The 24,276-nt window shown below is 34.3% G+C and carries 16 protein-coding genes and 2 pseudogenes; 12 read left to right on the forward strand and 6 right to left on the reverse strand.

Features of this window, described 5'->3' with window-relative positions:
- Positions 1 to 74: 74 nt before the first annotated feature.
- Positions 75 to 935, reverse strand: a complete 861-nt coding sequence (locus tag NSU02_RS03195; protein WP_339194195.1) for an alpha/beta hydrolase — start codon at positions 933 to 935, stop codon at positions 75 to 77.
- A gap of 196 nt (positions 936 to 1,131) precedes the next feature.
- Between NSU02_RS03195 and NSU02_RS03200 the strand changes: the two genes are divergently transcribed.
- On the forward strand, positions 1,132 to 1,662 hold the full coding sequence (locus tag NSU02_RS03200; protein WP_339194197.1) for a competence protein ComK: 531 nt from the start codon (positions 1,132 to 1,134) through the stop codon (positions 1,660 to 1,662).
- 100 nt (positions 1,663 to 1,762) lie between these two features.
- On the opposite strand, the gene NSU02_RS03205 is transcribed toward NSU02_RS03200, so the two are convergent.
- Positions 1,763 to 2,713: a LytR family transcriptional regulator gene (locus tag NSU02_RS03205; protein ID WP_339194198.1), complete on the reverse strand. Its 951-nt coding sequence runs from the start codon at positions 2,711 to 2,713 to the stop codon at positions 1,763 to 1,765.
- Positions 2,714 to 2,906: 193 nt separating this feature from the next.
- On the opposite strand from NSU02_RS03205, the gene NSU02_RS03210 reads away from it, so the two are divergent.
- The 6 genes and pseudogenes from NSU02_RS03210 to NSU02_RS03235 form a co-directional block, all read left to right on the forward strand.
- A complete protein-coding gene (locus NSU02_RS03210; RefSeq protein WP_339194199.1) occupies positions 2,907 to 3,695 on the forward strand; it encodes an SGNH/GDSL hydrolase family protein in 789 nt (262 codons plus the stop codon).
- An 825-nt stretch (positions 3,696 to 4,520) separates the two neighbouring features.
- Complete coding sequence (locus NSU02_RS03215) at positions 4,521 to 5,636, forward strand: IS4 family transposase (RefSeq protein ID WP_003352762.1); 1,116 nt, start codon at positions 4,521 to 4,523, stop codon at positions 5,634 to 5,636.
- A gap of 200 nt (positions 5,637 to 5,836) precedes the next feature.
- Positions 5,837 to 6,988 carry a UDP-N-acetylglucosamine 2-epimerase (non-hydrolyzing) gene (gene wecB / locus NSU02_RS03220; RefSeq protein WP_339194200.1) on the forward strand — a complete coding sequence of 384 codons (1,152 nt, stop codon included), beginning with the start codon at positions 5,837 to 5,839 and terminating at the stop codon, positions 6,986 to 6,988.
- Positions 6,989 to 7,317: 329 nt separating this feature from the next.
- A complete protein-coding gene (gene tagD, locus NSU02_RS03225) occupies positions 7,318 to 7,713 on the forward strand; it encodes a glycerol-3-phosphate cytidylyltransferase (protein ID WP_339194202.1) in 396 nt (131 codons plus the stop codon).
- Positions 7,706 to 8,935 carry a CDP-glycerol glycerophosphotransferase family protein gene (locus NSU02_RS03230; protein ID WP_339194204.1) on the forward strand — a complete coding sequence of 410 codons (1,230 nt, stop codon included), beginning with the start codon at positions 7,706 to 7,708 and terminating at the stop codon, positions 8,933 to 8,935. Before tagD ends, NSU02_RS03230 begins: the two co-directional genes overlap by 8 nt.
- Positions 8,898 to 10,091, forward strand: a pseudogene (locus tag NSU02_RS03235) (CDP-glycerol glycerophosphotransferase family protein); the annotation flags it as partial. The gene NSU02_RS03230 and the pseudogene NSU02_RS03235, both read left to right, overlap by 38 nt.
- 967 nt (positions 10,092 to 11,058) lie before the next feature.
- On the opposite strand, the pseudogene NSU02_RS03240 reads toward NSU02_RS03235, so the two are convergent.
- A pseudogene (locus NSU02_RS03240) lies at positions 11,059 to 12,198 on the reverse strand (IS256 family transposase).
- Positions 12,199 to 12,397: 199 nt separating this feature from the next.
- On the opposite strand from NSU02_RS03240, the gene NSU02_RS03245 reads away from it, so the two are divergent.
- On the forward strand, positions 12,398 to 14,503 hold the full coding sequence (locus NSU02_RS03245; protein ID WP_339194206.1) for an N-acetylglucosaminidase: 2,106 nt from the start codon (positions 12,398 to 12,400) through the stop codon (positions 14,501 to 14,503).
- Positions 14,504 to 14,659: 156 nt separating this feature from the next.
- Here the strand turns inward: NSU02_RS03245 and NSU02_RS03250 are convergent, their stop codons facing one another.
- From NSU02_RS03250 to NSU02_RS03260, 3 genes are all read right to left on the reverse strand, one after another.
- A complete protein-coding gene (locus NSU02_RS03250; RefSeq protein ID WP_339192846.1) occupies positions 14,660 to 16,270 on the reverse strand; it encodes an IS1634 family transposase in 1,611 nt (536 codons plus the stop codon).
- 623 nt (positions 16,271 to 16,893) lie between these two features.
- Positions 16,894 to 17,037: a transposase gene (locus tag NSU02_RS03255; RefSeq protein WP_339195654.1), complete on the reverse strand. Its 144-nt coding sequence runs from the start codon at positions 17,035 to 17,037 to the stop codon at positions 16,894 to 16,896.
- Positions 16,991 to 17,260, reverse strand: a complete 270-nt coding sequence (locus NSU02_RS03260; protein WP_339194207.1) for a transposase — start codon at positions 17,258 to 17,260, stop codon at positions 16,991 to 16,993. Before NSU02_RS03260 ends, NSU02_RS03255 begins: the two co-directional genes overlap by 47 nt.
- 108 nt (positions 17,261 to 17,368) lie before the next feature.
- Between NSU02_RS03260 and NSU02_RS03265 the strand changes: the two genes are divergently transcribed.
- From NSU02_RS03265 to NSU02_RS03280, 4 genes are all read left to right on the forward strand, one after another.
- On the forward strand, positions 17,369 to 18,511 hold the full coding sequence (locus NSU02_RS03265; protein WP_339194208.1) for an IS21 family transposase: 1,143 nt from the start codon (positions 17,369 to 17,371) through the stop codon (positions 18,509 to 18,511).
- Positions 18,511 to 19,248, forward strand: coding sequence for an IS21-like element helper ATPase IstB (gene istB, locus NSU02_RS03270; RefSeq protein WP_339194209.1), 738 nt, complete (start codon positions 18,511 to 18,513; stop codon positions 19,246 to 19,248). The genes NSU02_RS03265 and istB overlap by 1 nt, the downstream gene beginning before the upstream one ends.
- Before the next feature lie 452 nt (positions 19,249 to 19,700).
- Positions 19,701 to 22,928, forward strand: coding sequence for a CDP-glycerol glycerophosphotransferase family protein (locus NSU02_RS03275; RefSeq protein ID WP_339194210.1), 3,228 nt, complete (start codon positions 19,701 to 19,703; stop codon positions 22,926 to 22,928).
- 1 nt (position 22,929) lies between these two features.
- The gene (locus NSU02_RS03280; protein WP_339194211.1) at positions 22,930 to 24,105 is read left to right on the forward strand and encodes a glycosyltransferase family 4 protein; all 1,176 of its coding nucleotides are present in this window, start codon (positions 22,930 to 22,932) and stop codon (positions 24,103 to 24,105) included.
- Positions 24,106 to 24,276 lie beyond the last annotated feature (171 nt).

The raw sequence follows: 24,276 nt of genomic DNA on the forward strand, positions 1-24,276 counted from the left end.
CTTTTAAAGGAGGGAGAAGAATCGGGGTTTTTATTGAAAAAAGGTCATTCGGTTGAAGAAATACTTTCCCCAACTCAATTGTACCCCCATAGAAATTCGCCGATATACTTGTCCACTTTCGGATGCTCATGAAGACCGCTGTGTGTGGCAAGTTTATCTTTAACAATGATTTCATGATAATTTTCTAACGGAACAATATTTCTAGCGCTGAGAGCGCTCTGGATGGAGACAACTCCATCACTGTCTTTATACTCGGGATTGATCCCTGCGATATTGAGAACTTTCGTTTTTTTAGAAAATTGATTCCGGTTGTTCAATATTTCTAGTAAAGCATGAGAATCTGGCTTTAAATCAATGATTGCTTTACCTGTATTCAGCTTATGGTAAGATTCCTGTTCTATTCCTTGAAACGGGCTGCCTATGACCACCATTTTGCGGACAATCGGGTAATCCTTCAAGTTGTTCGTGTCCTCGATATATTTTGTCGAAACGAGTCCTCCCATCGAATGAGCCACAATGTATAGCTCGTCTACCGAATAGTTTTCTTTTAATAAGCGCATTGCCTTTTTCAGAGAATTTGCCGTTTCCTCAATACTTGTGCGGTTTTCCTCAAAAACAATTTGTATAAAAGGATTTTTTAAGTTTTGTGGGATTGTTCCGGAAATATGGACAATGCCCATGCGATCAACTCGAATGACCATTGATTTTATTCCCCAGCGGTAATCATATTCAAAACGATGCAGCATATGTTGGAACGAGCGCATTGTTCCTTTATAGCCATGGACAAAGATGGTCGGAATTTGAGGTTCAATGCTTGCAAAAGAGTCGTTTGAATCGACATGCTTCGAGCGCCACGTAATAAAAAAAACGCTTAAAAGAAAAAACGTAAATAAAAAAATAGATGCCATTCGCCCCATCGTCGATTTTTTTCTCACGATAAGTTCACCTCGTAATGATAATATTATACTAATTTTTTGGTTTTATCATGGAATTTTTTTCTTTTTTTACAAAAAAGTTTAGAAATTTACCAAATTTTCTTGAAATTCGTGTATAATATACATCGAAAGAACTAGTAAAAAAGTCTAATGTCATGCAAGGATTGTCAAATAGTGAAGAAAAAGGGGTGAAAGAGTGGAGCAGGTCAAAAATTATATTGTAACTTGTGACACGTTAGCATTGCTTCCTTTTTTTAATACGTATGGGGAATGTTGGACAATTGTTATTGAAAAGTATGAAAAGTATCTTGTGAAAAAGAAGCCGAAGGATCTTTTGGCGGAGAGCTGCAGCTATTATGGTGTGTCTCTTAACGGTATCATTGAGGCAGCTAAGAAAATCCTGCCGCGCCAGCGCATGCTTCCTGTATGCATTCCTGCCCTTGATCTTTGTTTTTTCCCTACTAAATCAATGGAGCATTTAGACTGCCAATGGATTGCGCATTCGGCTATTCGACATGTCGTTTCAAAAGGAAAGCATTCAACAATCGTTTTAATCAATCATGAGAAAGTAGTAGTGGAGAAGCATATGAGTATCATTTACAACAAAATGAAAAGTGCGTCTCATATCAATGATACATATAAGAGAAGGATCAATGAGGGGAAGGAATACCATTCCTTTATTTTATATGAGAAGCCATCTTGTTATGATTGTAAACGAAAATCATAATGCTGCTGAATTATTCTAGGCTTGCGGGGATTTTTTATTATAGGGAATGGCGGCAGTTCTTATAAAAATGCGATCGAATGGTGAACTGCCGCACTATTTTTTATTTTTCAGCGGTTTCCTTCTTTAATTCCAAATGTTTTTTCAGCTCGTTGGAAAGGGAAAGACGTTCATCTTCAGGCACAATATAGTAGTAAATGCCGTTAATTTTTTTCCCGCTCCCTTTTATTTGATGCTGAATGACATTTTTTCGGGCATCTTTGTAATTTTCTTGAATTGCCCACATTTCATCAAATGTAAGATTTGTTTTTACATTGTTTTCAATGACTTTAAACATTTCTCCAAATTTTGTAATGGATGTAATGCTTGCTCCCTTTTCAATAACCGCCTCAATAATTTGCCGCTGCCTTTCCTGGCGGCCGAAATCGCCCCTTGGATCATCATATCGCATTCTTGAATACGCAAGAGCTTTTTTGCCATCCAAGTGAATGGTTCCTTTTTCAAAATGGTAGCCCTCATAAGTGAAATCTAAATCATTTTCAACCGTCACACCGCCGACTGCATCGACAATATCGCGAAAGCTTTCCATATTCACTTTGACAAAATAATCAACCGGCACATCTAAGAAATTTTCAACCGTTTTAATAGCCATTTCTGTTCCGCCGAAAGCATAGGCGTGGTTAATTTTGTCTTGAATGCCTTTTCCGACAATTTCTGTTCTTGTATCGCGGGGAATGCTGACCATTTCCATTGACTGTTCTTTTGGATTGACTGTCATCAAAATGAGCGAATCAGACCGTCCTCGGTCTCCTTTTCTTTCATCAACACCCATCAGCAATATGGAAATAGGATCGCGATTTTTAAAGTTGACTTTCTGATCGCGTTTGTCTGATTTATCCCGCCCGATGTTTTCTTGAATGTTGGCAATGGTCGATTGTGCTTTGTTCCAAATGTAAAAGGCATAGGATCCCGTGGCAATAATGAAAACTACAATGACTGATAACAAAATCCAGAGCCATTTCTTTCTCTTTTTTCTCTGTCTATCTGATCTCATAATTTCATCCCTCATTACTAAATTTATCTAATCTGATTATAAGTTTCCAATTCTATTAAGACAATATATTTGTGAGGAAAATATTTTCGTATACACTTGTCAGCACCGCTTGAAAAAATGAATTGACAGCATGGAACGGCAGGGCATTTTCCGCTATAATAAAGTGAGAAATTTGTCGTTTGGAGGATTATCTGTGAAAAAAAGGATTATTGTTAGTAATGTTGTCGTTTTATGTATAGCGTCAATTATTGTCGGCCATTTTTATTGGAAACAGAAAATTTCAAAACCGACAGCTGCTTCTGTGGAATCATCTGCAGAAAATATAAAGGAAGACAATAGTAAACAAAATGATACACGAGAGGACTACGCCAAAAATTTACCGGAGGATGTTCAGAAAAAAATCAAAACAGCATTAAAAGAAGAGAAACAATTGAACTTTGTAATTTGGGGATCTGAATCAGTTCCTTCCGATCAAAATGGGTGGCCGGAAAAACTGAAAAAGGAGCTTCTTTCTGCATATGGAGATGAGCTCTTTAACATCTCGATTGTTTCCGATGCCGAGGAGACAACGCATAGTGTATTGAATAAAAAATTATATAAAAAAATTGCAGACAAAAAACCTGACATCCTCCTTTTCGAGCCGTTTATTTTGAATGATAACGGCGTTGTCGGCATTGACAATACTCTAAGCAACATTACGGACATCTTGCGGAAAATTCAAGAAGCAAATCCTGACGTATCGATTATGCTGCAGCCTGCACACCCGCTCTTTGGTGCAAAATTTTATCCTAAGGAAGTAGATGCGCTCAAACAATATGCCGAAGAAAACCATTTTACATATTTAAACCATTGGGAAAATTGGCCGGATAAGGAAGACGAGCAATTGAAGCAATACGTTACAGAAGACCGATCCAAACCGAGCGAAAAAGGAAATCAGGTATGGGGAGAGTATTTAATTAAATATTTTGTCGCTGCGGATTAATGATAAATTTTTTCGGAAGGAAGTATATAATATAACATTTTCCGGGAAATAGTGATTTTGTCGATTTTTTTGTTGAGAATGGTAGCTTAGACAAAGATCAACGTCAAGGCAAAACGCTGTCATTTTTTAGTTGTTGTTTCCATAGTGTTGCTAGCTGTCGGTTCATAATATATGAAACAATAGTGAGGATTGTGCTAAATAAAAAAAGCTTCATCCCTGTCTACTGTCGATTTAGGCACATTTTTTTTTGCGGCAACTAAGACATAGTCAAAAGAAATACTGCGAATTGTGTGTTGACAAGCATTCCATAGGAAGCTGGCTGCCTTTGAATTCTTATCGGCATATGCAGAGAAAAACGAGAGGTTGGAGAACATTTTTAAATTTGTATAGAAAAATATAGGATTTGCTCCAAATTGTGCGACAGATCCTAAGCTTCGCCAATGAGTCGAAAGGGTCAACTTTATGAATCAAATTTATGAATCAAAACATTTATCGGCAGCGAGATGTTCGCTATTCTGCTAGAGCATCACCGACTAACTTGGTTACCCTGAGGCAATTGTATCCTTTATTCTCTATTCTAAGCCGAGATGAACTAAAGGAGGACTTTTTGGAATATTCGATTAGAAAACGGAAATATTAGGTAAAAAATAAGGGAATCTCAAGAAATTTACAAATCAGTTTTATTCACTAGCATTGCAGTAATTAAATCTGATGATTCAAAATACTAAGAATGTTCAATTTTTTATTGATTTCGAAACAAAAAAAACCTTTACAATGGAAGTACAGGTGGTTCCTGCCCAAATCCAATCGTAAAGGATAACCATTATGGACAAGAATACACTAATTTCATCATTTGGTAAATGGGTTTCACCCATAAATATTCAAAAACTTAGCGAACAAGTCAAAGAATTGAAACAGGACTATTACACAAAAAAGCTGACAACAGAAGCCTATATTAAACTTTTATTGGTAGCCCAGCTGCTCGAATTTAAGAGCTTAGAGGAAATGAGTGATGCACTTGTAGACGAAGATCTTCAAAAAGCACTCGGATTTGAATCGATAAGTGCCTCTCAGCTATCCCGAAAAAACAATCAGATCCACCCACTCATTCTTGCAAATTTGTTCTTGGATCTTGTTTGGAAAATTCAACGGTACCATTATAAAAACGGAAAGAATATGCCACTGAAAATCATTGATTCAAGTACACTCCCGTTGAACTTGACCCATTATAAATGGGCAAAATTCCGGAAAACAAAAGCTGGTGTAAAGCTACACTTACGGCTTGTTTTCATGGATAAAGACACCGTCTATCCTGAAAAAGCAGTGATTACGACAGCAAAAGAACATGACCGAAATCAACTCGAAGTCCTAGTGGATGATCAAGAAGCCATGTATGTGTTTGACCGCGGTTATGTGGACTATGAACGTTTTGATCGGATGACAGATGATGGCTATTTCTTCGTTTCAAGACTGAAGAAAAACGCAGTCATTCGTGAAGTCTATACATTTTCACTTCCTGATGATTGTCACGTTCTATCCGATAAAATGGTCTACATTGGTACCACACAAAATCGTACTGAAAATGTCTTTCGTCTACTAGAAGTTATGGACACAAAAGGGAACTTACTTCGTTTCATCACCAACCGATTTGATTTAAAACCAGAAGAGATAAGTGATATTTACCGATCTCGCTGGGCTATTGAACTCTTTTTCAAATGGCTCAAGCAACACGTAGAAATTAAGCACTTTTATGGAATGAGTGAAACAGCTATTCAAAATCAAATTTTCTTAGCCCTGATCACGTATTGCTTACATGTTCTCATTCAATTGGAGATGAAAAGTAAGAAATCCCTACTTCGAATTACTCGTTGGTTAAAGAGAGCTCTGTGGAAACCAGCTTATGTTTGGTTGCGAAAATTTGATGGGCGAGCCAGTCCATAATCTCCCTTTTGTCGTTGTCGCTCTGGTTTAACTGTATATATTTACCAAATGGGCAGTGCCACCTTTCTTTAGGTTTTGTCTTTTTGGCACAAGTTCACAAAAATTAATTAACAGAAAATTCTAACTATATTTATGCAATGCTAATGAGTTTTATTAAAAATGTTAAGATATATTATGTTCGAAAAAAATTTGTGAAGGTGATGTTCTTGAAAAAAATTAAAGTAATGACGATTTTTGGAACTAGACCTGAAGCAATAAAAATGTCTCCGTTAGTGCTGGAACTCAAAAAACATACAGACAAAATCGAGTCATTTGTAACCGTTACGGCACAACATCGCCAAATGCTTGATCAAGTATTGGATGTTTTCGGTATCGTTCCGGATTATGATTTGAATATTATGAGGGATCGGCAAACGTTAGTTGATATTACGACAAGAGGATTAGAAGGCTTAGATGGCATAATGAAAAAAGTAAAGCCTGACATTGTTCTTGTTCATGGAGATACCACGACAACATTTATTGCTAGTTTAGCTGCGTTTTATAACCAGATTGCCGTTGGCCATGTGGAGGCGGGGCTTCGCACTAATAATAAATTTTCTCCATTTCCAGAGGAAATGAACCGCCAATTAACAGGAATTTTGGCGGATTTGCATTTTGCTCCCACTAAGAAAGCATTTGAAAATTTAATAAAAGAGAATAAGCCGGAAGATTCGATTTTTATAACAGGCAATACGGCAATAGATGCTTTAAAAACAACAGTAACAGATGATTATCACCACGAAATTTTTGATGAAATTGGAAATGACCGAATGATACTGCTTACTGCACACCGACGCGAAAACTTAGGGCATCCGATGAGAAGTATGTTCCGGGCCATTAAAAGATTAGTAAAAGAATTTGCTGATATCCAGGTTGTTTACCCTGTTCACCTTAATCCGGCTGTTCGCGAGGTAGCAGTTGAAATTCTCGGAAATGACAGCAGGATTCATTTAATTGAACCACTGGGAGTTTTGGACTTTCACAATTTTGCCGCCCGTTCCCATATTATCCTGACAGACTCCGGCGGCGTGCAGGAAGAGGCTCCGTCTTTAGGTGTACCTGTTTTAGTTCTCCGCGATACAACTGAACGACCTGAAGGAATTGAAGCAGGAACCTTGAAGCTTGCCGGTACTGATGAAGAACAAATATATCAATTAGCTAAACAACTGCTTACAGACGAAAAGGTATACCAGAAAATGTCGCAAGCATCCAATCCTTACGGAGACGGCAAGGCATCAGAACGAATTGTAAAGGGGATTCTGTATTATTTTGGTTTTGAAGATATAAAGCCGAATCCATTTGAGATTATTTAACAACCAATTTTTCAAAAAGGGTAATTCCTGCAGGAAGACTTTTTTCAATGGATAGCATCTCGTCTATGTTAAAATATCAGTTTGAAATTAAATTTGTTAAGGCTTATAATGGATGATGTGCAAAAAAATGAAAGGCTTTTTATTTTGATTTGACTGTCCATTTGTAATGTAAAAATTAAATTTGATTAATGTTGTATTAAAAAGTTATAATAATGTAAATTAAATGTAAATCCTTTGTGGATTTTTTTGTTTATTATGATAATATAGCAGAATTATATAAATATGAATGGTTCTTTGGATACTTTCCTTAAATAGGAGGAGGGATAAAGGTGAAAAAAGTTATTACTTATGGAACATTTGATTTGCTGCATTGGGGTCATATCAATCTATTAAAAAGAGCGAAAGAACTTGGGGATTATTTAATTGTCGGTCTTTCAACAGATGAGTTTAATGAGCAAAAAATGAAAAAATCTTATCATTCATATGAAAATAGAAAATTAATCCTTGAGTCAATTCGATATGTCGATGAAGTTATTCCTGAAGAATCTTGGGATCAAAAAGTTCGTGACATCCAAGAACATGATGTGGATATTTTTGTAATGGGCGATGACTGGAAAGGACATTTTGATTTTTTGAAAGATTACTGCCAAGTAATATATTTACCAAGAACAATTGGCATTTCGACAACTAGAATTAAAAAGGATTTAATGATAAAAAATGGTTAGGGAATTGGCTATTTGGCTTTACTTAGTTGTTTTTAAAGTTTTTTTTCAAATTTTTAAACTTTTTCCACTAAAAAATAAAGTGACATTTGTTGTTTCTTTTGGTGACAATTCGTTATATGTTTATAGGGCTTTACGGAAACAAAATGTGAATGCAGATGTAATTTTTTTAGCAAAACAAAAAACTGATTTTTTAAAAGAAGTCGATGAACCTGTTTTATCTTTTGAAACGGCGAATGTCATAGACATGATTCAATCGATTTACCATCTCGCTACTTCAAAATATATATTTATTGACAACTACTACGGTTTCCTATCGGCTGTTTCGTTTAAAAAAGAAGTTCAATGCATCCAATTATGGCATGCTGCAGGAGCCTTAAAACAGTTCGGTTTAAAAGATTTATCTATTAAAAAGCGATCCAAAAGAGCTCAAAAAAGATTTTTAAAAGTGTATGAAAAATTTCATAAAGTTGTTGTCGGTTCGAATGAGATGGCCAAAATTTTTATGGAGTCATTTAATCTTACCCCTGATCGGATTTTAAAAACAGGGGTTCCGCGTACCGACCTTTTTTTTGACTTAAAAAGCAAAAAAGAGATTCGAGACTATTGGTTTTCTCGTTTTCCGACAATGAAAAATAAAAAAGTAATCTTATATGCTCCGACATATCGAGATAATTTAATAGAAAATTTTCGGATTCAGTTAGATTTTAAAAAAATGTACGATGCTTTATGCGATGAATATATAATCATCATAAAATTGCATCCTGCTGTTCGCAAGCAGGCGAAAAATTTAGAATCAATCTATAATGGTTTTGTTTATGATTTGTCTGAATATGACAATATCAATGAATTGCTAATTATTACGGATATATTAATTACTGATTATTCTTCGGTGCCTTTTGAGTTTTCATTACTTCAACGGCCTATGTTGTTCTTTGTTTATGATTTTGATCAATATAGCCATACAAGGGGTATTATAGAAAATTATAAAAAAGAAGTTCCGGGGCCGATAGTCTATAACACGGATGAAATTATTCAGCATATTAAGAAAGGCGACTATAATATTGAAAGCATTGTTGAGTTTTCGAAAAAATGGAATCAATATTCGGATGGAAAATCTAGTGAAAGGTTAATTAGGGAACTGTTTCAATCGGATTATTTTATGTATAAGGGTGTAAGTTATGAATCAAAAATTCATGGGATTGGTAAAGAAATTCAAGGTTAAGTCAATCGCGTTAAAGATATACAAATGGATCTTTATAGTTATTTCTAAACTGCCAGTTAAAAAAAATTTTATTATCTTTGAAAGCTACTTAGGAAAACAATATAGCTGCAATCCCAGGGCAATCTATGAGTATTTGCAGAAGCATCATCCGGAATTCAAAATGGTTTGGAGTGTACAGAAAGGGTATACAGATGTTTTTGTAGAAAAAAAAGTGCCTTATCTTAAACGTTTTTCTCTAAAATGGTTGATTGCAATGGCTAGGGCGGAATATTGGGTTTTCAACACCCGGCTTCCGCTTTGGATCCCGAAGCCAAAGCATACAATATACTTACAAACTTGGCATGGCACACCGTTGAAAAAGCTGGCAAATGATATGGAAGAAGTCCATATGCCAGGAACGAATACTGAAAAATATAAGCGAAATTTCACCAATGCAGCAAAACGATGGGATTACTTAATTTCACCTAATCAATATTCAACCGAAATATTTGCACGGGCTTTTAAATTTGAAAAAACAATTTTAGAAACAGGATATCCAAGGAATGATTTTTTGTATACACATAACACAAAGCAAATAATTGATCAATTAAAGAAAAAACTGGATATTCCAGTAAAGAAAAAAGTGATTCTCTACGCTCCTACATGGCGCGACGATCAGTTTTACCAAGTTGGAAAATATAAATTTGATTTAGCTCTTGATTTAGGAAAACTGAAGGAGCAATTAAAGGATGATTATGTCATTCTGTTAAGAATGCATTATTTAATTGCAGAAAACCTTGATTTAAGTAATTTTGAGGGATTTGCATATGATGTATCCGATTATGAAGATATTCGTGATTTGTATTTAATTTCAGATCTCCTCATCACTGATTATTCATCCGTATTTTTCGATTATGCTAATTTAAAACGGCCGATCATCTTTTTTGTATATGATATCAATAGTTATCGGGATAAACTTCGCGGTTTCTATTTTGATATTGAAAAAGAAGCACCTGGACCGTTGGCATATACTACAGATGAGGTGCTACAGCAAATTCAATATTTTGAACGTAACAATTTTGAAGTTCCACATTCTTTTGAAATGTTCTATAATAAATTTTGTTATTTGGAAGACGGTGAAGCTTCTAAAAGAGTTGTGGAAAGTGTGTTTTTTTGATTTTTATTTTATGGATATTAGTATTTATAGTGAATTAATTCCTGAAAATTTACAATTAAAATTCTGCAGAAGTTCTGATTTAAAGACAAAGCCGTAAATTCTGCTTCAATTTATGAAATTTTTTATTTATATTTTTGGCATTTTTAACAAAGAGAGAACTATTAACTATTATTCTTTATTTATTAAACTTACGGTAAAATTCTGAAACATGTTTACTAAAGTCGGTTATCGATGTTAAATACATTTTGCCATACAATCGAGAATCTTGTATGTACACAATAGTGGTATAGTTATCAATGAGTCAAGGGATCGGTCTTTATACTTTTTGAAGTATCGAATAGGGATTTAGTGTTAAATTACTTCAATGATTAAAGCACCTTGTAAGTAATTCTACTTTATTTTTTGAGAATCTATGCATCATCTAGATCAATACTTCGGGATGTAATGTTTTGTTAATTGTTTAGCTTGTTAAAAATAGAAGTAATTGCAGAAATTGGATTAGTGAAAAGGAATAGGTAGTGTTGTTTTAAGTAAACCCTAACTTAGTATTTTTTCTTCAGAGATTCCATGCCAGTTTTTTTATTCAAAAATTACACGAAAGATAACTTAAATTGATGGGATCAAGATTTCTTGATTCCTTTTTTTTGGCGCTAAGAATTCAAGTTCACTAATTACAGCATTTGCTTTTTAGTAGTTGATTGTTTAATTTTTTGCCCTTATAACAGGAGACACCTCTTCTATTTGATAGTTTTCTTGTCGATGAGACTAAAATTTTTAATCCAATTGTTTTGTTAAAAAAGTAAGAAAATAGGTACCGTCAAGAATTTTGTATAATGTAAGATAGATAGGGCATCTCTGAAATGGATTTAGAATGGAGAGGGTCTGTTTCTTCCACACAGGAGACTGAATATTCAGTCTCCTGTGTGGAAAGGAAGATCCCCTCATCTTATCGATTTACATTATTTGGTTAATCATTACGTTCTTCAAACATTCGCTGGAGGGCTTCTGAGCTTCGGCAAATCCTCGCAACTTTCGCCCTGCCCATTTCTCATTAAAGTCTTGGATGGTCAAATACATGACTTTTTCCGCGGCTTCTAAACTGCTCAAACTGTTCATCGGCTTTAGACGTTTCCGAATCTCCTTGATCGTTCGATGGCATTGGTCGTGTAAAATCACACTTCGAATCCTGCTTGGATCATTCATAAAGGTAAGAAGGACATCCAACTCATTTCCCCAAGATTGAACTTCTCACGGATACTTGCTTGACCATTTTGACTCAAACTGTTGAAACATCTGTAACGCTATTTCCTTATTCGGTGCGCAAAAAATTAGTTTGAGATCTTCTGCCATTTCCAATTGGTCTTTTTTTCGAACACGGCTGAGTGTGTTACGGATTTTGTGAACGACACAACGCTGAACATCGGTTTTCGGATAAACCGCCTTAAAGGCTTCTTCCAGACCCGGTAGTCCATCGAATACGCCCAGAAGCACTTCTTGTACGCCTCTTTTGTAGAGCTGTTGAAGAATCTCTTGCCATCCATAGGCGCTTTCCTTTCCTCCTACGAAAAAATCAAGAATTTCCCGATATCCTTCTTCGTTTACACCTAACACGACATAAATAACTTCTTTTTCTACCGTATCTCGACGAAGTTTCACGTACAACCCATCCCGAATATCGCTTTTGTAGAGGACGCGTATGCCATTTCTCGATGTCCTCCTTCATACGACTGATCGTTGCAGGAGAATAAGCATTTCCTAAAATTCGTTCAATAAACTTGCCAATCTCACGTGTACTCATGCCACTTTGATACATCTTGATGACAGCTTCCTCGAGCCAGCCGGTATGGCGTTGGTAAGGGGGAAACAACTGCGTTTGAAATTCCCCGTTTCGGTCTCTTGGGACTAAAAGCCCTTCAATCCGACCGTATTGCGTATCTAGGTTTCGCTGATAGTAGCCGTTTCTCATATTTGACGTTCCAGTCTGTTCCATTTCGAGGAAATGTTTTATTTCTTCACGCATGATGAGTTCTAATTTTTCCTTTACAAACTGGCGAATCGCACTTTCCAGTTGATTGACCCAGTCTACATTCGGTATACTTTTAGACATAGGTAGGGCTCTCCTTTCTCTGGAATGTGTTGTTGGTCAAATCAGAGAATACCCTACCTTTTTTCTTTTGGTCTAGCAAAATGCTTTCACAAACTTTTATACATCATCAGAAAATATGTTATTATAGCAATTAGAAAAGTTTTTAATACCTTAAAATCATCTAAGGAATATCGACATTTTAAAGTAAAAGGAGGATTTAATGAGAAATATTATCGCATTTATAACAGCCGTATTTTTCGTATTGACAATCTTACCTACTTCTTCATCTGCTGAAACCTATAATACTAGTAAATTAGGACATTTGCGGAGCGAAAATGTAAGAATTTATAAAGAAATAGGTAATAGTAAAACTTCTTTTACTGCTAAAGGTTTAACGAATTCCGTCTACTATATTAAAAAAGAGGCAAAGGAGCATAATAACACTTATTATTTAATTAGTAAACAACCTAGTAGTGAAAACGGTGTTGTAGGCTGGGTAAATGCTAAAGATGTAGATGTCCGAAGTCATGTTGGTGTAGACATGAAACAACAGACTCTATATGTAAAGGGAATTGGCCATGCATACAGCAAAGCATGGGGCGGGACCAAAGATATTGTATATAATGACTTGACTAAATATAAGAATCATGTTTTTTATGTAAATAAAACTGAAAAAGTAGGAAACAATATCTGGTACCGCGGAATATTAGACGGAAAGCAAGTGTTTTTACATTCAAATTGGGTGAATACTTTAAAAGAATCGAGTACAAGTAAACTTGGCCATTTTAAGAATGAAAAAGTTCAAATTTTTAAAAGGATAGGTGAATATAACACGACATTTACCGCCAGTGGATTAACAAATTCCGTTTATTATATCAAAAAAGAGGCGAGTTTAGACGGCCAAACATTTTATCTAATGAGCAGGCAGCCGAGCAGTGAAAACGGCGTTGTAGGCTGGGTAAATGCTGAGGATGTAGATGTCCGAAGTCATGTTGGTGTAGACATGAAACAACAGACTCTATATGTAAAGGGAATTGGCCATGCATACAGCAAAGCATGGGGCGGAACCAAGGATATTGTATATAATGACTTGACTAAATATAAGAATCATATTTTTTATGTAAATAAAACTGAAAAAGTAGGAAACAATATCTGGTACCGCGGAATATTAGATGGAAAGCAAGTGTTTTTGCACTCAAATTGGGTAGTTAAACCAAATGAACCAAGTATTAAATACACTTCTTATAATATTAGTTTAACTAAAGCTGTAGAAATACAAATGAAAGCTTCACCGCAAACTGATAAGTACCGGAATGAACCGGCATATATAAGCAGTGATTTTGTGAAAATTTATGAAGGTGGTTCTATTACTGAAAGTGGTGTACGACTTAGAACTTCACCAAAGTTAGATTCTAACAATAATATTTATACAACAGTTGATAAGGGAACAGCGTTTTTGGTCCTTGATAAAAATGTAAAAGGAGATACATATTCTGGAAGTTCGGTATGGTATAAGATTAGATATAATAATAAAGATTTATATGTCCATAGTTCGTTGGCCACTATAAATTCTAAGATCGCAGAAGTCACCGGAGATCTTGTGAATGTTCGTGCTGACAGGAGTTTAAATAGCCATATATACGGACAGGTAAAAAAGGGACAGCTATTAACAGTGCTGGAATTGGGTGCCCAATGGCATAAAATAAGTTATAACACATGGAGAAATGCTACTTATTCAGATGTTAAATATTACTTGGACCCGTCGAATTTTAAAAATGATGAAAAGCAACGATATCAATTTCTTGATCTATCGAAGCCAAGTGGGGCAACTGTGGATCAATTGAATAGGTTTTTAAACGGAAAAGGAGATCTCCAAGGTATGGGACAAGCCTTTGTTGATGCTGCGAATAAAAATAATATAAATGATTTGTATCTTATTTCTCATGCTATCTTAGAAACAGGAAATGGAAAAAGTGCAAAGTTTGTGTACAATGGTAAAATTGTTTATAACATGTACGGTATTGGTGCAGTAGATAGTAATCCGTATAATGGTGCAGCAAAAACCGCTTATGAAAATGATTGGACTACTCCGTATAAGGCGATTGTAGGGGGAGCAGCGTTTATAGGAAATAAATATATTAAAGCTGGTCAAAACACATTATATAAAATGCGTTGGAATCCAGAAGCAATGGATAAATTGGGATACGCTACACATCAGTATGCTACCGATATAGGCTGGGCTTATAAACAAGTTAACAATATATATAAGTTATATGAAGAAATAGGTGTAAATACATTAATTTTGGATATACCTGTTTATAAATAACTTGTATCTGGATCTTCTCTCTTGGAAGATCCAATTTTTTTATTTTTGTTTTGAAAAAAAGTTAATTTTAAACTCAAGTTTGACAGAGTACACTAAAGAAAAGCCCGAAAATACTGGTGTTTTGGACTTTACCCACAACACGTACCACTACACTTGTTAGTGGCACGTGTTTTTTTCTAATACTCTAGGAGGCGCTTGTGTGACAAGTGCTTCAAATGCTAGATTTGCTTGACCTTGTAATTCTGTACGAACGATTTGCTCTTCACCATTCACGCGTATTTTCGAGGCCTTCATCTGGCTTACATCATGCAAAATATCCTTTACACTTGTTTGGCATCCTATTTCTTTTAGCTTATAGGCCAAAAAGGATTCCATGACAAGCGCAAGGAAACAAACCATGATATGGCCTCGAATACGAGATTCCACTCGATGGTACATCGGGCGAAGTTCTAGATTCGACTTCAGGTTACGAAAGGCTTGTTCCACTCTCCACAACTCTTTATAGGCAAGTGCTGCCTCTTCATCCGTTAATGACGAGTTGGTCCGAATGGCGTACTTTCCGTCAAACTTTTCGTCATTGGATACCTTCTCTTCATCAATTTTGGCCGATGCTTTTTCTATCGTTAAAAACTTGGAATACGCACGGTTTTTGACGAGTCCAGATGGACCGAGTTCATCAAGCTTCGATTGAAGGTTTTCTAACACGACTTGACGACTCGCTCGATCACGTTCTTCAGCGTCCGGATTGTAACAGAGTACATACGTTTCGCCATCGATTTTCTTTGACTTCACTTTTAGATTCGGGAGAACCTTCTTATATGGCCCACGGATGGATAATAGCTCTTGGGCTTTCTTCGACTTTCGTAATTTGACACCCACAATATATTCCATGCCCAGTTCACGAATTTGATCTAAGTTGGCTTCACTAACCATTCCGCGGTCTCCCACTAGAATGACTTTCTGAATAGGATAGCGCTTCTTCAGGTCTCCAACCACCATGCCAAATGTCTTCGTATCATGCATGTTTCCAGGGAAGACTTGATGCCCAATCGGAATCCCTGTTTTGGTCATTAATAAGCCAATCACGACTTGTTTTCGATCTCCACGATGATCTTTGGAGTAACCATAGTGAGCCAGCAGTTCGTCTGCTTCCTCTCCTTCGAAATAGGTGCTTGTCGTGTCGTAAAACACGATATCTACTTCTAATGAGGTTAAATCGGTTAAATGTCCATAAAGTTGTTCCTCAATTTTTTCTTTTTGTTCACTTAAGAAGTCTAATGCACGATAGTAGTGATGGAGTTGGATGTCTGAAAGACCTTCTGCATAAATCGTGTCGATCCATTGTTTGAAGATATAATGCTTACTATTGGGATCCATGAGACGGTTTAACACCATGGCAAAAATGGCTTCGTCATACTGAGAAGCAGCCTCGGAATCATCCATGATTTTACGTAATAGCCGACCAAGCCCTAACTTTTCCCATACCTTTCGGAACAGATAAACCGGCCCAAACTCTTTTGTCCAAAGCACGGAGACAGAAGAGGAAGAGCCTTGCCCGTGAATTCGGTCAAAGTAACGCTCTGAAAATTTGGCTAATCCCTCGATTATGTTATCGACAGAGCCATTCTCTAATAAATGTTCTAACCTCCCTAGATTACAAAGCGTTTGTTGCCGAACTTTATTGTCTACACGAAATGTACGACATATTTGTAGATATTGACGAACAGAACCATTTTTATTTTTTTGCTTATTAATTCGAATATACATAGCACTAATAGTATAACATATATTACATATTATTGGATATACAAAAGTTATCCACATAACACTACATAATGATTATATTTTCGATAAAAAAAGTGGATAACTATTGGTATAATCACCTTTAGTTATCCACATGTAGTGAAATGGTGTCAAACTTGAGTTAAACAGTTATTTGGAATGACAATATAGTACCAGTTTGATCGGTGATTTGTGCTAGAGTCATAGAGTCAAGAATTTTGTGTAATGTAAGATCGATAGGTCAGCTGATATGGATTTGGAATTGAGAGGGGGTGTTATCTCCACACAGGTGACTCTCCTTATTTTGTTTGTTCTTTACAACATTTGGTTAACAATACGTTCTACAAATATTCGCTGAAGGGTCTTCATGAGCTTCGGCAAATCCTCGTAACTTTCGTTTGCTCATTTTTCGTTAAAATTTTGGTCTCTTCACCATTTTCTGTGATTTGTACACAAACCTTGCATCATGTTAGTTGGATTTAGATGTCAATCAGGCCGTCTCCTTCTTCAGCTTACTGACCACTAAGTTGGTAGAATGGGAGTAGTCAAGTGCCTTCCTTGACGGCTGTCTTCTACCAACTATCATGCTAGCTGCTGAAGAAGAGCCCTTAAGCAATTTGATCAACATTCGTATCCCAAAATACACGAAGTCGAAAACGCTTTAGATTCCGATATCCATAAACCCTCTGTTTTATATTTTTGATTTTATGATTGGTTCCTTCTGTTCGGACATTCGTGTGTGGAGATGAAATATTGGAGTATGGGTGCTTTCCACTTTTCTAATGTGTTGGCCACTTTATGGAAAGATGAGTAAGGACTATTCCGTGCTAATTGAATCCATTCTTCTAAAAGATCATGGGCATCATCGTAATCGGTCAACTTATAGAAATCTCGAAATAGTTCCTTTAAATCATAAGCACAAGCAAGTTCTGGGTACTCTTCTAAGCGTGCTTTCTGATGATCCTGTAGATTCATATCCCTTGCAACAGGAGGAATCTTGCTTTTTTTAGTTTTGCAAATCTTCAATAAATGAAATTGCAAGAAAGACTGACCGTAATTGGAGGACAGTTAAGAAATACGCAGATGGAGAAAGTTTTGAAGAAACTCTCTCCTGGAGAAGCACAAGTGGATTTCGGTAACATGACTGTTGTAAAAGATGGAGCCTATAAGGATATAAAGGCACTTGTCATGAGTTTTCCACAGAGTAACGCGGGATTTTCCTACCCTCTTCCAAGTGAAAATACGGAATGTTTCCTAGAAGGATTAAAACAACTGTTTCATCAGGCGGGGGGAGTTCCAACCTATTTACGAATTGATAACTTAGCTGTAGCAGTTGTTTCAATTGGTAAAGGGGACAAGCGAACATACACTGACTCTTTTATTAGATTTAAATGTCACTATGGCTTTGAAGTTCAACCGTGTAACCCGTCTAGTGGACATGAGAAAGGCAATGTGGAAAAGAAAGTTGGTTATACAAGGAATAATTTGTTTACAACGGAACCAATAATGGAAAGTTTTCCGCAATTAGCGACTTGGATGAAAGAAGAAATGGAAAAAGACCGAAAACGTCCACATTATGAAAAAGATGTATTGATTGAGGAGCTGTGGATTGAGGATAAAAAGTATTTGAAACCCTTGCCTTTAACGGATCTTCCGATTTTTTCAGTGAAATCCGCAAAGGTTAATAAATACGGGGAAATTGAAGTCGACGGTGAAAAGTTTGTTATCCACAAAGCGAAAATGAAACAGACTTTATTCATCAAGATGGAATGGGATAAATTTACCTGTTATACGAACGATGGAAAAGTGGTTTACCAAGAAGCCCGTCCCTATATGAATACTACAAGGAGGATTCCCTGGAATGATATTTTTATGGATTGGGAGAAGAAGCCACGGTCTGTAAGGTATTCGCGTTTTTTTAAGTATTTGCCGGAGAGAGTTCAAACGTATCTGACGATACGATCGGAAGAAACCAAATCTCGAGTCAAGGGGATAAAGAAATTATTAGAAAAATATTCGTTAAATGATATTCATGCGGTTTTAAAAACAGAAGAACGTTTTGAAAGGGCTCCACATGAACTTGGTTTTATCCTGGAAGCGAAAGAAGCAGCTTATCCAGAGAAACTAAGTGAAGCCCATACACCCGAGATACTGCTTAACTATGAAACAGATTTGAATGCCTATGATAAAAGGCTTTGTCCTTCTTTGGAAGGAGGCGTTTCCTAATGGCGAATTTAAAGGCTATTTGTAAAACTCTTCACCTTGCCCATATTATTGAAGAGTTTGAGCAGGTTCCGTTCGAAAGTAAAGAACAGTTTTTGCGTGATGTATTATTGATTGAAGTAAATTCCAGGCAGACAACGAAGATTGCTAGACTGATTAAAAAGGCTAGATTTAGAGAGCTTAAATGGCTTAAGGACTATGAGTGGACCGAGCAGCTGCACTTGCCAGCTACAACCTCGAAAGAGGAAATTTGCGATCTTCGTTTCATCAAGGAAAAGCAAAACCTACTACTTTTAGGGACACCGGGCACAGAGAAAACGCACTTAGGAACAGCATTGGGAGTAAAGGCCTGTGAAATGGGATATGAAGTGCGTTTCTTCCGGGAGGCTGATTTAGTAGCCCAATTAGAGGAAGCCTTGAAAGAGGGCACACTAAACCGGTTAAAACGCCAAATTGAGAAGTGCGACTTGCTTATATTGGATGAATTGGGCTACGTCCTTTTTCAAAAGCAAGGTTCTGAATTATTGTTTCATATTATCGCAGACTGTTATGAACATAAAAGCGTTATAGTGACATCTAACCTTGAATTTGGTCAATGGAATCGTGTATTTGGGGATAATCGACTAACCTCTGCACTTGTGGACAAACTAGTGCATCATGCACATGTCATAGCATTCACAGGGGAAAGTTACCGATTGAAAAATGCCCTTTCTTCTATAAAAACACAAGATGGTAATTAATGCAAAAATCACTGCAAGCCTATGTAAATTTCGCTGCATTTTTCTGCACTTTTTGCTTGCAAAAAACAACCTCCTTATGTTTGTGTGGTAGCTAATATTATTGCTAGGTTTTCGTAAGTGTTTTCTTCTTTTTTGCCAAAATCACAAAAAGTGGTGATGAATCAAATTTTGAATGATCAAATCAAATACACGATTTTTTCAGCGGTCTCTAAGCTGCTGAAACTGTTCATGAGCTTGAGACGTTTGGACTCCTGCTTCTTGTCTCGATCTAGCAAAATGCTTTATACCAAAATTTATTCATATCAAGTTGAGCAATATTATTTTCTGTAGTAAAATACTTTTGGTAAAATAATAACTTCATATAAATAATTCCTGAATAATAATGTTTTATTAAGAGGCATAATCAGTTAACGTTTATATAACCTGTACATTGAAAAAGGGGTTGTTACAACTTGAGAATTATTCCTAAGCTTAAATCGTTTGATATAGATTTGAGAAATAATCTATATATAAAAATTTTATTGGACTTCATAGAAGAAAGTGACTTAGATTTTGCACAAAAATATATTAATTCATTAATATTTGTAAGTTTAGAAAAAGAGCTTCATTTTCCTATATATAAAATGCAAAAGGATGAGATCATTTTTCAAATTGATCCGATTGGCTTACAAAGAATTCTTGAGAATGGTCTAGCATGGCATTTGAAATTAAAGTTTCAAATAGATAAAGATATTGTTTATATTGATGTTTTAAATGCTGAAAATGGAAATTATGTAAACTCGTTATTTTTTACAACCCAAAATAATGAAAAGGCAAAATTAAATATTTATTTTAATGATGAAAGAGATATTAGTCTCATCACTTTTTATAAAAAAACAGAATTAAATATTATTGATAAAGTTACTAGTGTAGAATGTGAAGACAACGAATTAATAATAAAAGGTATTATTAATAAAAACGCTTTCGAGGGTCAACAAAATTTATTTCTTTTGGCATTACCAGGTATACATTCAGATACTGAAGAGGTAAAAAAATATAGAATAAATACATTTCATCAGGACTTTGAAGTTTCTATTCCTTTGGATACATTTAGCCCAATGATATCAGAATATCACTTATTATTAGGTTGCATAATAAATGATGAACTAAAAGTAAGTGGAATTCCTTTTGATGTCCATACTAATGGTTACCTCTTAAGTTATTTTCCCGAAAAAAGTGATTCAAAAGGAGAAAATATATATATAAAACCAGAAGATTTATTTTTAGAAAAAAAAGTATCACCAATAATTAACAACATAACAATAGAAGGTAATAGTATAATTATTTCGGGAAAATTAAATAGTTTAGATGAGAAATTGCTTGAACATTTACAGTTAAGAAGATGTTTAGTAAAACACCGGATGACCGGATACTTTAGCGAATTAGAAAATATTATATTTCATGCGGATGGATCTTTTTCGATTAGGGGAGATATAAATAAACAGGATTATTTTAGTTTGAATGGTGTATATGATTTGATATTAACAATTGAACAAAATGAAATAGTAAAAAATCTAAAAGTAAGTTATGACCTTCCCCAAAAAAGATCGTCAAGTATGGTTGTTTCGCCTATAAAGTATATTTTTACTAAAAATAATATTAAGTCAATTAGACCGTATTTAACGAAAGATTACAATTTATCATTTGTTGTATATAATATCGACTCTATTCATGAAATAAATAAAATTGAGAAAACTGATAAAAACATTAAAATATTGTGCAAAATTAAGATGCACGATAATGGGTACCAAACATTAAATGTAGAGTTAATTTCAGCGTTTGATTCAAATCTAAATTATTCATTAAATACATTTAGTCAAAACGGAAATGAATTAAGCGTAGTTATTGATTCGGATTGTCTTGGAAAAAATATCCGAAATTATATAAACATAGATCTAAATATAAAAGTAACATATAAAATAGGTGGAAATATTTATACAGATTATTTGGTATCAGAAAATGGAAATGAATACTTTGCAAGAACATATCCTGTTTATAATTTTGCTGATAAAGAAAATATATATGTTTTTCCATTTTATAATATAGATAGAAAATTGATGTTGAAGGTTGGGAAAAGTACCAGCCTATATATTACTAAAATAGTTATTGATAATAAAAATCTGTTTTTGAAAATAAGGAAGATAAAAGGGATATCTTTAACAGAGGGATCTGTTATTTTTTTAGGTTCAGATAATAAAGAATATAATATTCCTGCAAAAGTAAGAACTAATCAACAGGATGAAACAGATTTTGAAGTGCAGATTAACTTCGCGAATCTTAAAGAAAAGTTAGGTAAAGATAAATATATTCTATATTTCCAGACTCTAACAGATGTTTATAAGAAAAGCACATTCCCTTTAATGATTGTAGACGAATCTGTTTTGAATCAAGCTAAGGAAATTAAATATAAAGACAAAGACTATTCTATAACTGTCTTAAATAAGAACAAAAATTTAGTCGTTGAGTTGAAAGAAGAAACACCGATAAATGGTAACTTAGGTTTAAGTTGGAATTTGAAAATTAAGAATATATTGGCTAAATTTGCAGCTAAACTTGCAAGAGCTTTTAAGAAAGAAGAAGTATGGTTAATTGGTGAAAATTTAGGACAAATAGCAAGGGATAATGGTTTAGCCTTTTTTAGATATTGCTATAGAGAAAATATACCTGAAGATTTTTATTTTGTAGCAAAAGATAATAATTATGATATAGAAAAGCTCCGTTCGTATAGTAAAAAAGTAGTAATATATGATAGTTTTAAACATTTTTATTTATATCATTTATCTAAATACTTAATAGTAAGTCATGGTATTAGGGATGTAATTCCAACTCTTTTTCATTCTAAAATGAGAGAAAATAAAAAATCTGTCATTTACCTCCAGCATGGTATTATAGCTATGAAAAAATTGTTTTTTAATTCAAAATCATACAATGGGAAAATAAAAAAATTTGTAGTATCTTCAACACAAGAGAAGGATATATTGATCAATCAAATGAACTTTAAAGAAAATCAAGTAATGATTACTGGTTTAGCTAGATTTGATTTTTTGAATCCCAAAGATAAGGATAAAAAAGAAATATTGTGGATGCCAACATGGAGAGAATGGCTGATTGAATCTGATGATAATTTTCTTGACTCAAAATTTTTTAAAATTTATTCCGGGTTACTAAATAATATGCAGTTAAATAGGCTGTTGCAAGATAATGATGTAAAAATTAAATTTGTTTTACATGTAGAAATGTTAAAATATGCACGTTACTTTAAAACAATTAGTGACTATATAGAAATATTAAGTCCGGACGAGGTTGATATACAGGATCTCATTAAAACCTCAAAAATGTTGATTACAGATTATTCAAGTATTGCTTTTGATTTTGCTTTTCAAAATAAACCTATCATGTTTTATCAATTTGATTTAGAAGATTACTTAATACATCGTGGTTCTTATGTCGATATGAATAAAGATCTTCCGGGTTATCAAGTGAAATCAGATCAACATTTTATTTCAAAATTAGAAGAAATAATAAAGAATGACTTTATCATAGAAAATGCAATTGGTTTACGGAAAAAGAAATATTTTGATTATGTTGATAAAGAAAATTGCAAAAGAATTTATAATGAAATAAAAAACTTGGGTGGTTAAATTGAAAATTACATTTTTGACCTATAACATTTTTGGTATGGGCGGAACGGTAAGAACAGTTGTTAATACAGCAAACTTTTTAGTTAAAAAAGGATATAAAGTCGAAATAATAAGTGTTAGAAAAACTAGTAAAAAGCCTTTATTTTACATTGACAGTAGGATAAGAATAAAATATTTGTTGGACGCTCGAAGACCCGGGAAAAATAGCAAACCACTCCCAATATATAAAAGAATAGTAAAGAGTACTTTACTAAAAATACCAAGCGTACTTATAGATAAGTCTGAGGACTTGTACCACATGTTTAATTTGTTTACAGATATTAAATTATTGAGAGCAATTAAAAATGTGAAAAGTGGTATTTTAGTTACAACAATTCCTTCTTTTAATGTATTATCAGTTAAATTTGCTAATAAAAATATCATTAAAATAGGCCAAGAACACAAACAGTTTGCTATTTATAATAAAAGCATACAAAATAAAATAAAAAAATATTACGGCAAACTTGATGCTATTTCTTGTTTATCAGAGAATGAGGTTAATGATTATAAAAGAATATTTCCAAATGGAGAAGTGAAAATTGTTAAGATAGAAAATGCTACAGAGATTCCAGAATTTTATTCCAATCATACAAACAAAGTAATTATTTCAGCTGGGCGTTTTGTGCATGAAAAGGGGTTTGATTTACTTATAGAAGCTTTCAATAAAGTCGTAAAAAAACATCCTGATTGGAAACTAAAGATATTCGGTCAGGGAGTAGAAAGAAGCAATATGATTGAACTTATACAGAAATATAACTTATCAAATAATGTCTTACTACTGCCTAAAACAAATGATATTTTAAACGAAATGGCAAATGCATCGATCTACGCTTTAAGTTCAAGAAATGAATCATTTGGTATGGTAATTGTAGAAGCTATGTCTGTCGGTTTGCCTTGTGTTTGTTTTGCTTGTTCAGGGCCAAGGGAAATTATTGAAAATGAAAAAGATGGGATTCTAGTTCCAGAAGGAGATATTGATAAATTTGCTGAACGAATTAATCAGCTTATTGAAGACAAGGAATTACGGAAAAAAATAGGAATGAATGGCAGGGAAAGTGTAAAAAGATATTCCTTTGAAGAGATTGGCGGTAAATGGGATCTTCTATTAGAAGAAGTAACTAAAGCAAAGAACATATAATATTAATTTGTAAAAGTTTTTTGGTGATTTTAAAAAAGGAGGTAGGTTGTTTTGCTCTCAATTATATCGATAGCATTGACCTACCTTTTATCTTTCCACATATTGTTGATTAATCTTTTATTGTTTTTTAGAAGTATTATTAGTATAATGCTAAAAGCATAATGATTAATT

The sequence above is a fragment of the Aeribacillus sp. FSL W8-0870 genome (genome assembly GCF_037963755.1).
In the GTDB taxonomy this organism is placed as follows: domain Bacteria; phylum Bacillota; class Bacilli; order Bacillales; family Aeribacillaceae; genus Aeribacillus; species Aeribacillus composti.

Bases quoted from the DNA above. Each gene is read 5' to 3' on its own strand.
- istB (WP_339194209.1), top strand. From the start codon at position 18,511: ATGGCGAATTTAAAGGCTATTTGTAAAACTCTTCACCTTGCCCATATT.
- NSU02_RS03250 (WP_339192846.1), bottom strand. From the start codon at position 16,270: ATGTATATTCGAATTAATAAGCAAAAAAATAAAAATGGTTCTGTTCGT.
- wecB (WP_339194200.1), top strand. From the start codon at position 5,837: ATGTTCTTGAAAAAAATTAAAGTAATGACGATTTTTGGAACTAGACCT.
- NSU02_RS03245 (WP_339194206.1), top strand. From the start codon at position 12,398: ATGAGAAATATTATCGCATTTATAACAGCCGTATTTTTCGTATTGACA.
- NSU02_RS03260 (WP_339194207.1), bottom strand. From the start codon at position 17,260: ATGAATCTACAGGATCATCAGAAAGCACGCTTAGAAGAGTACCCAGAA.
- NSU02_RS03230 (WP_339194204.1), top strand. From the start codon at position 7,706: ATGGTTAGGGAATTGGCTATTTGGCTTTACTTAGTTGTTTTTAAAGTT.
- NSU02_RS03215 (WP_003352762.1), top strand. From the start codon at position 4,521: ATGGACAAGAATACACTAATTTCATCATTTGGTAAATGGGTTTCACCC.
- NSU02_RS03205 (WP_339194198.1), bottom strand. From the start codon at position 2,713: ATGAGATCAGATAGACAGAGAAAAAAGAGAAAGAAATGGCTCTGGATT.
- NSU02_RS03265 (WP_339194208.1), top strand. From the start codon at position 17,369: ATGGAGAAAGTTTTGAAGAAACTCTCTCCTGGAGAAGCACAAGTGGAT.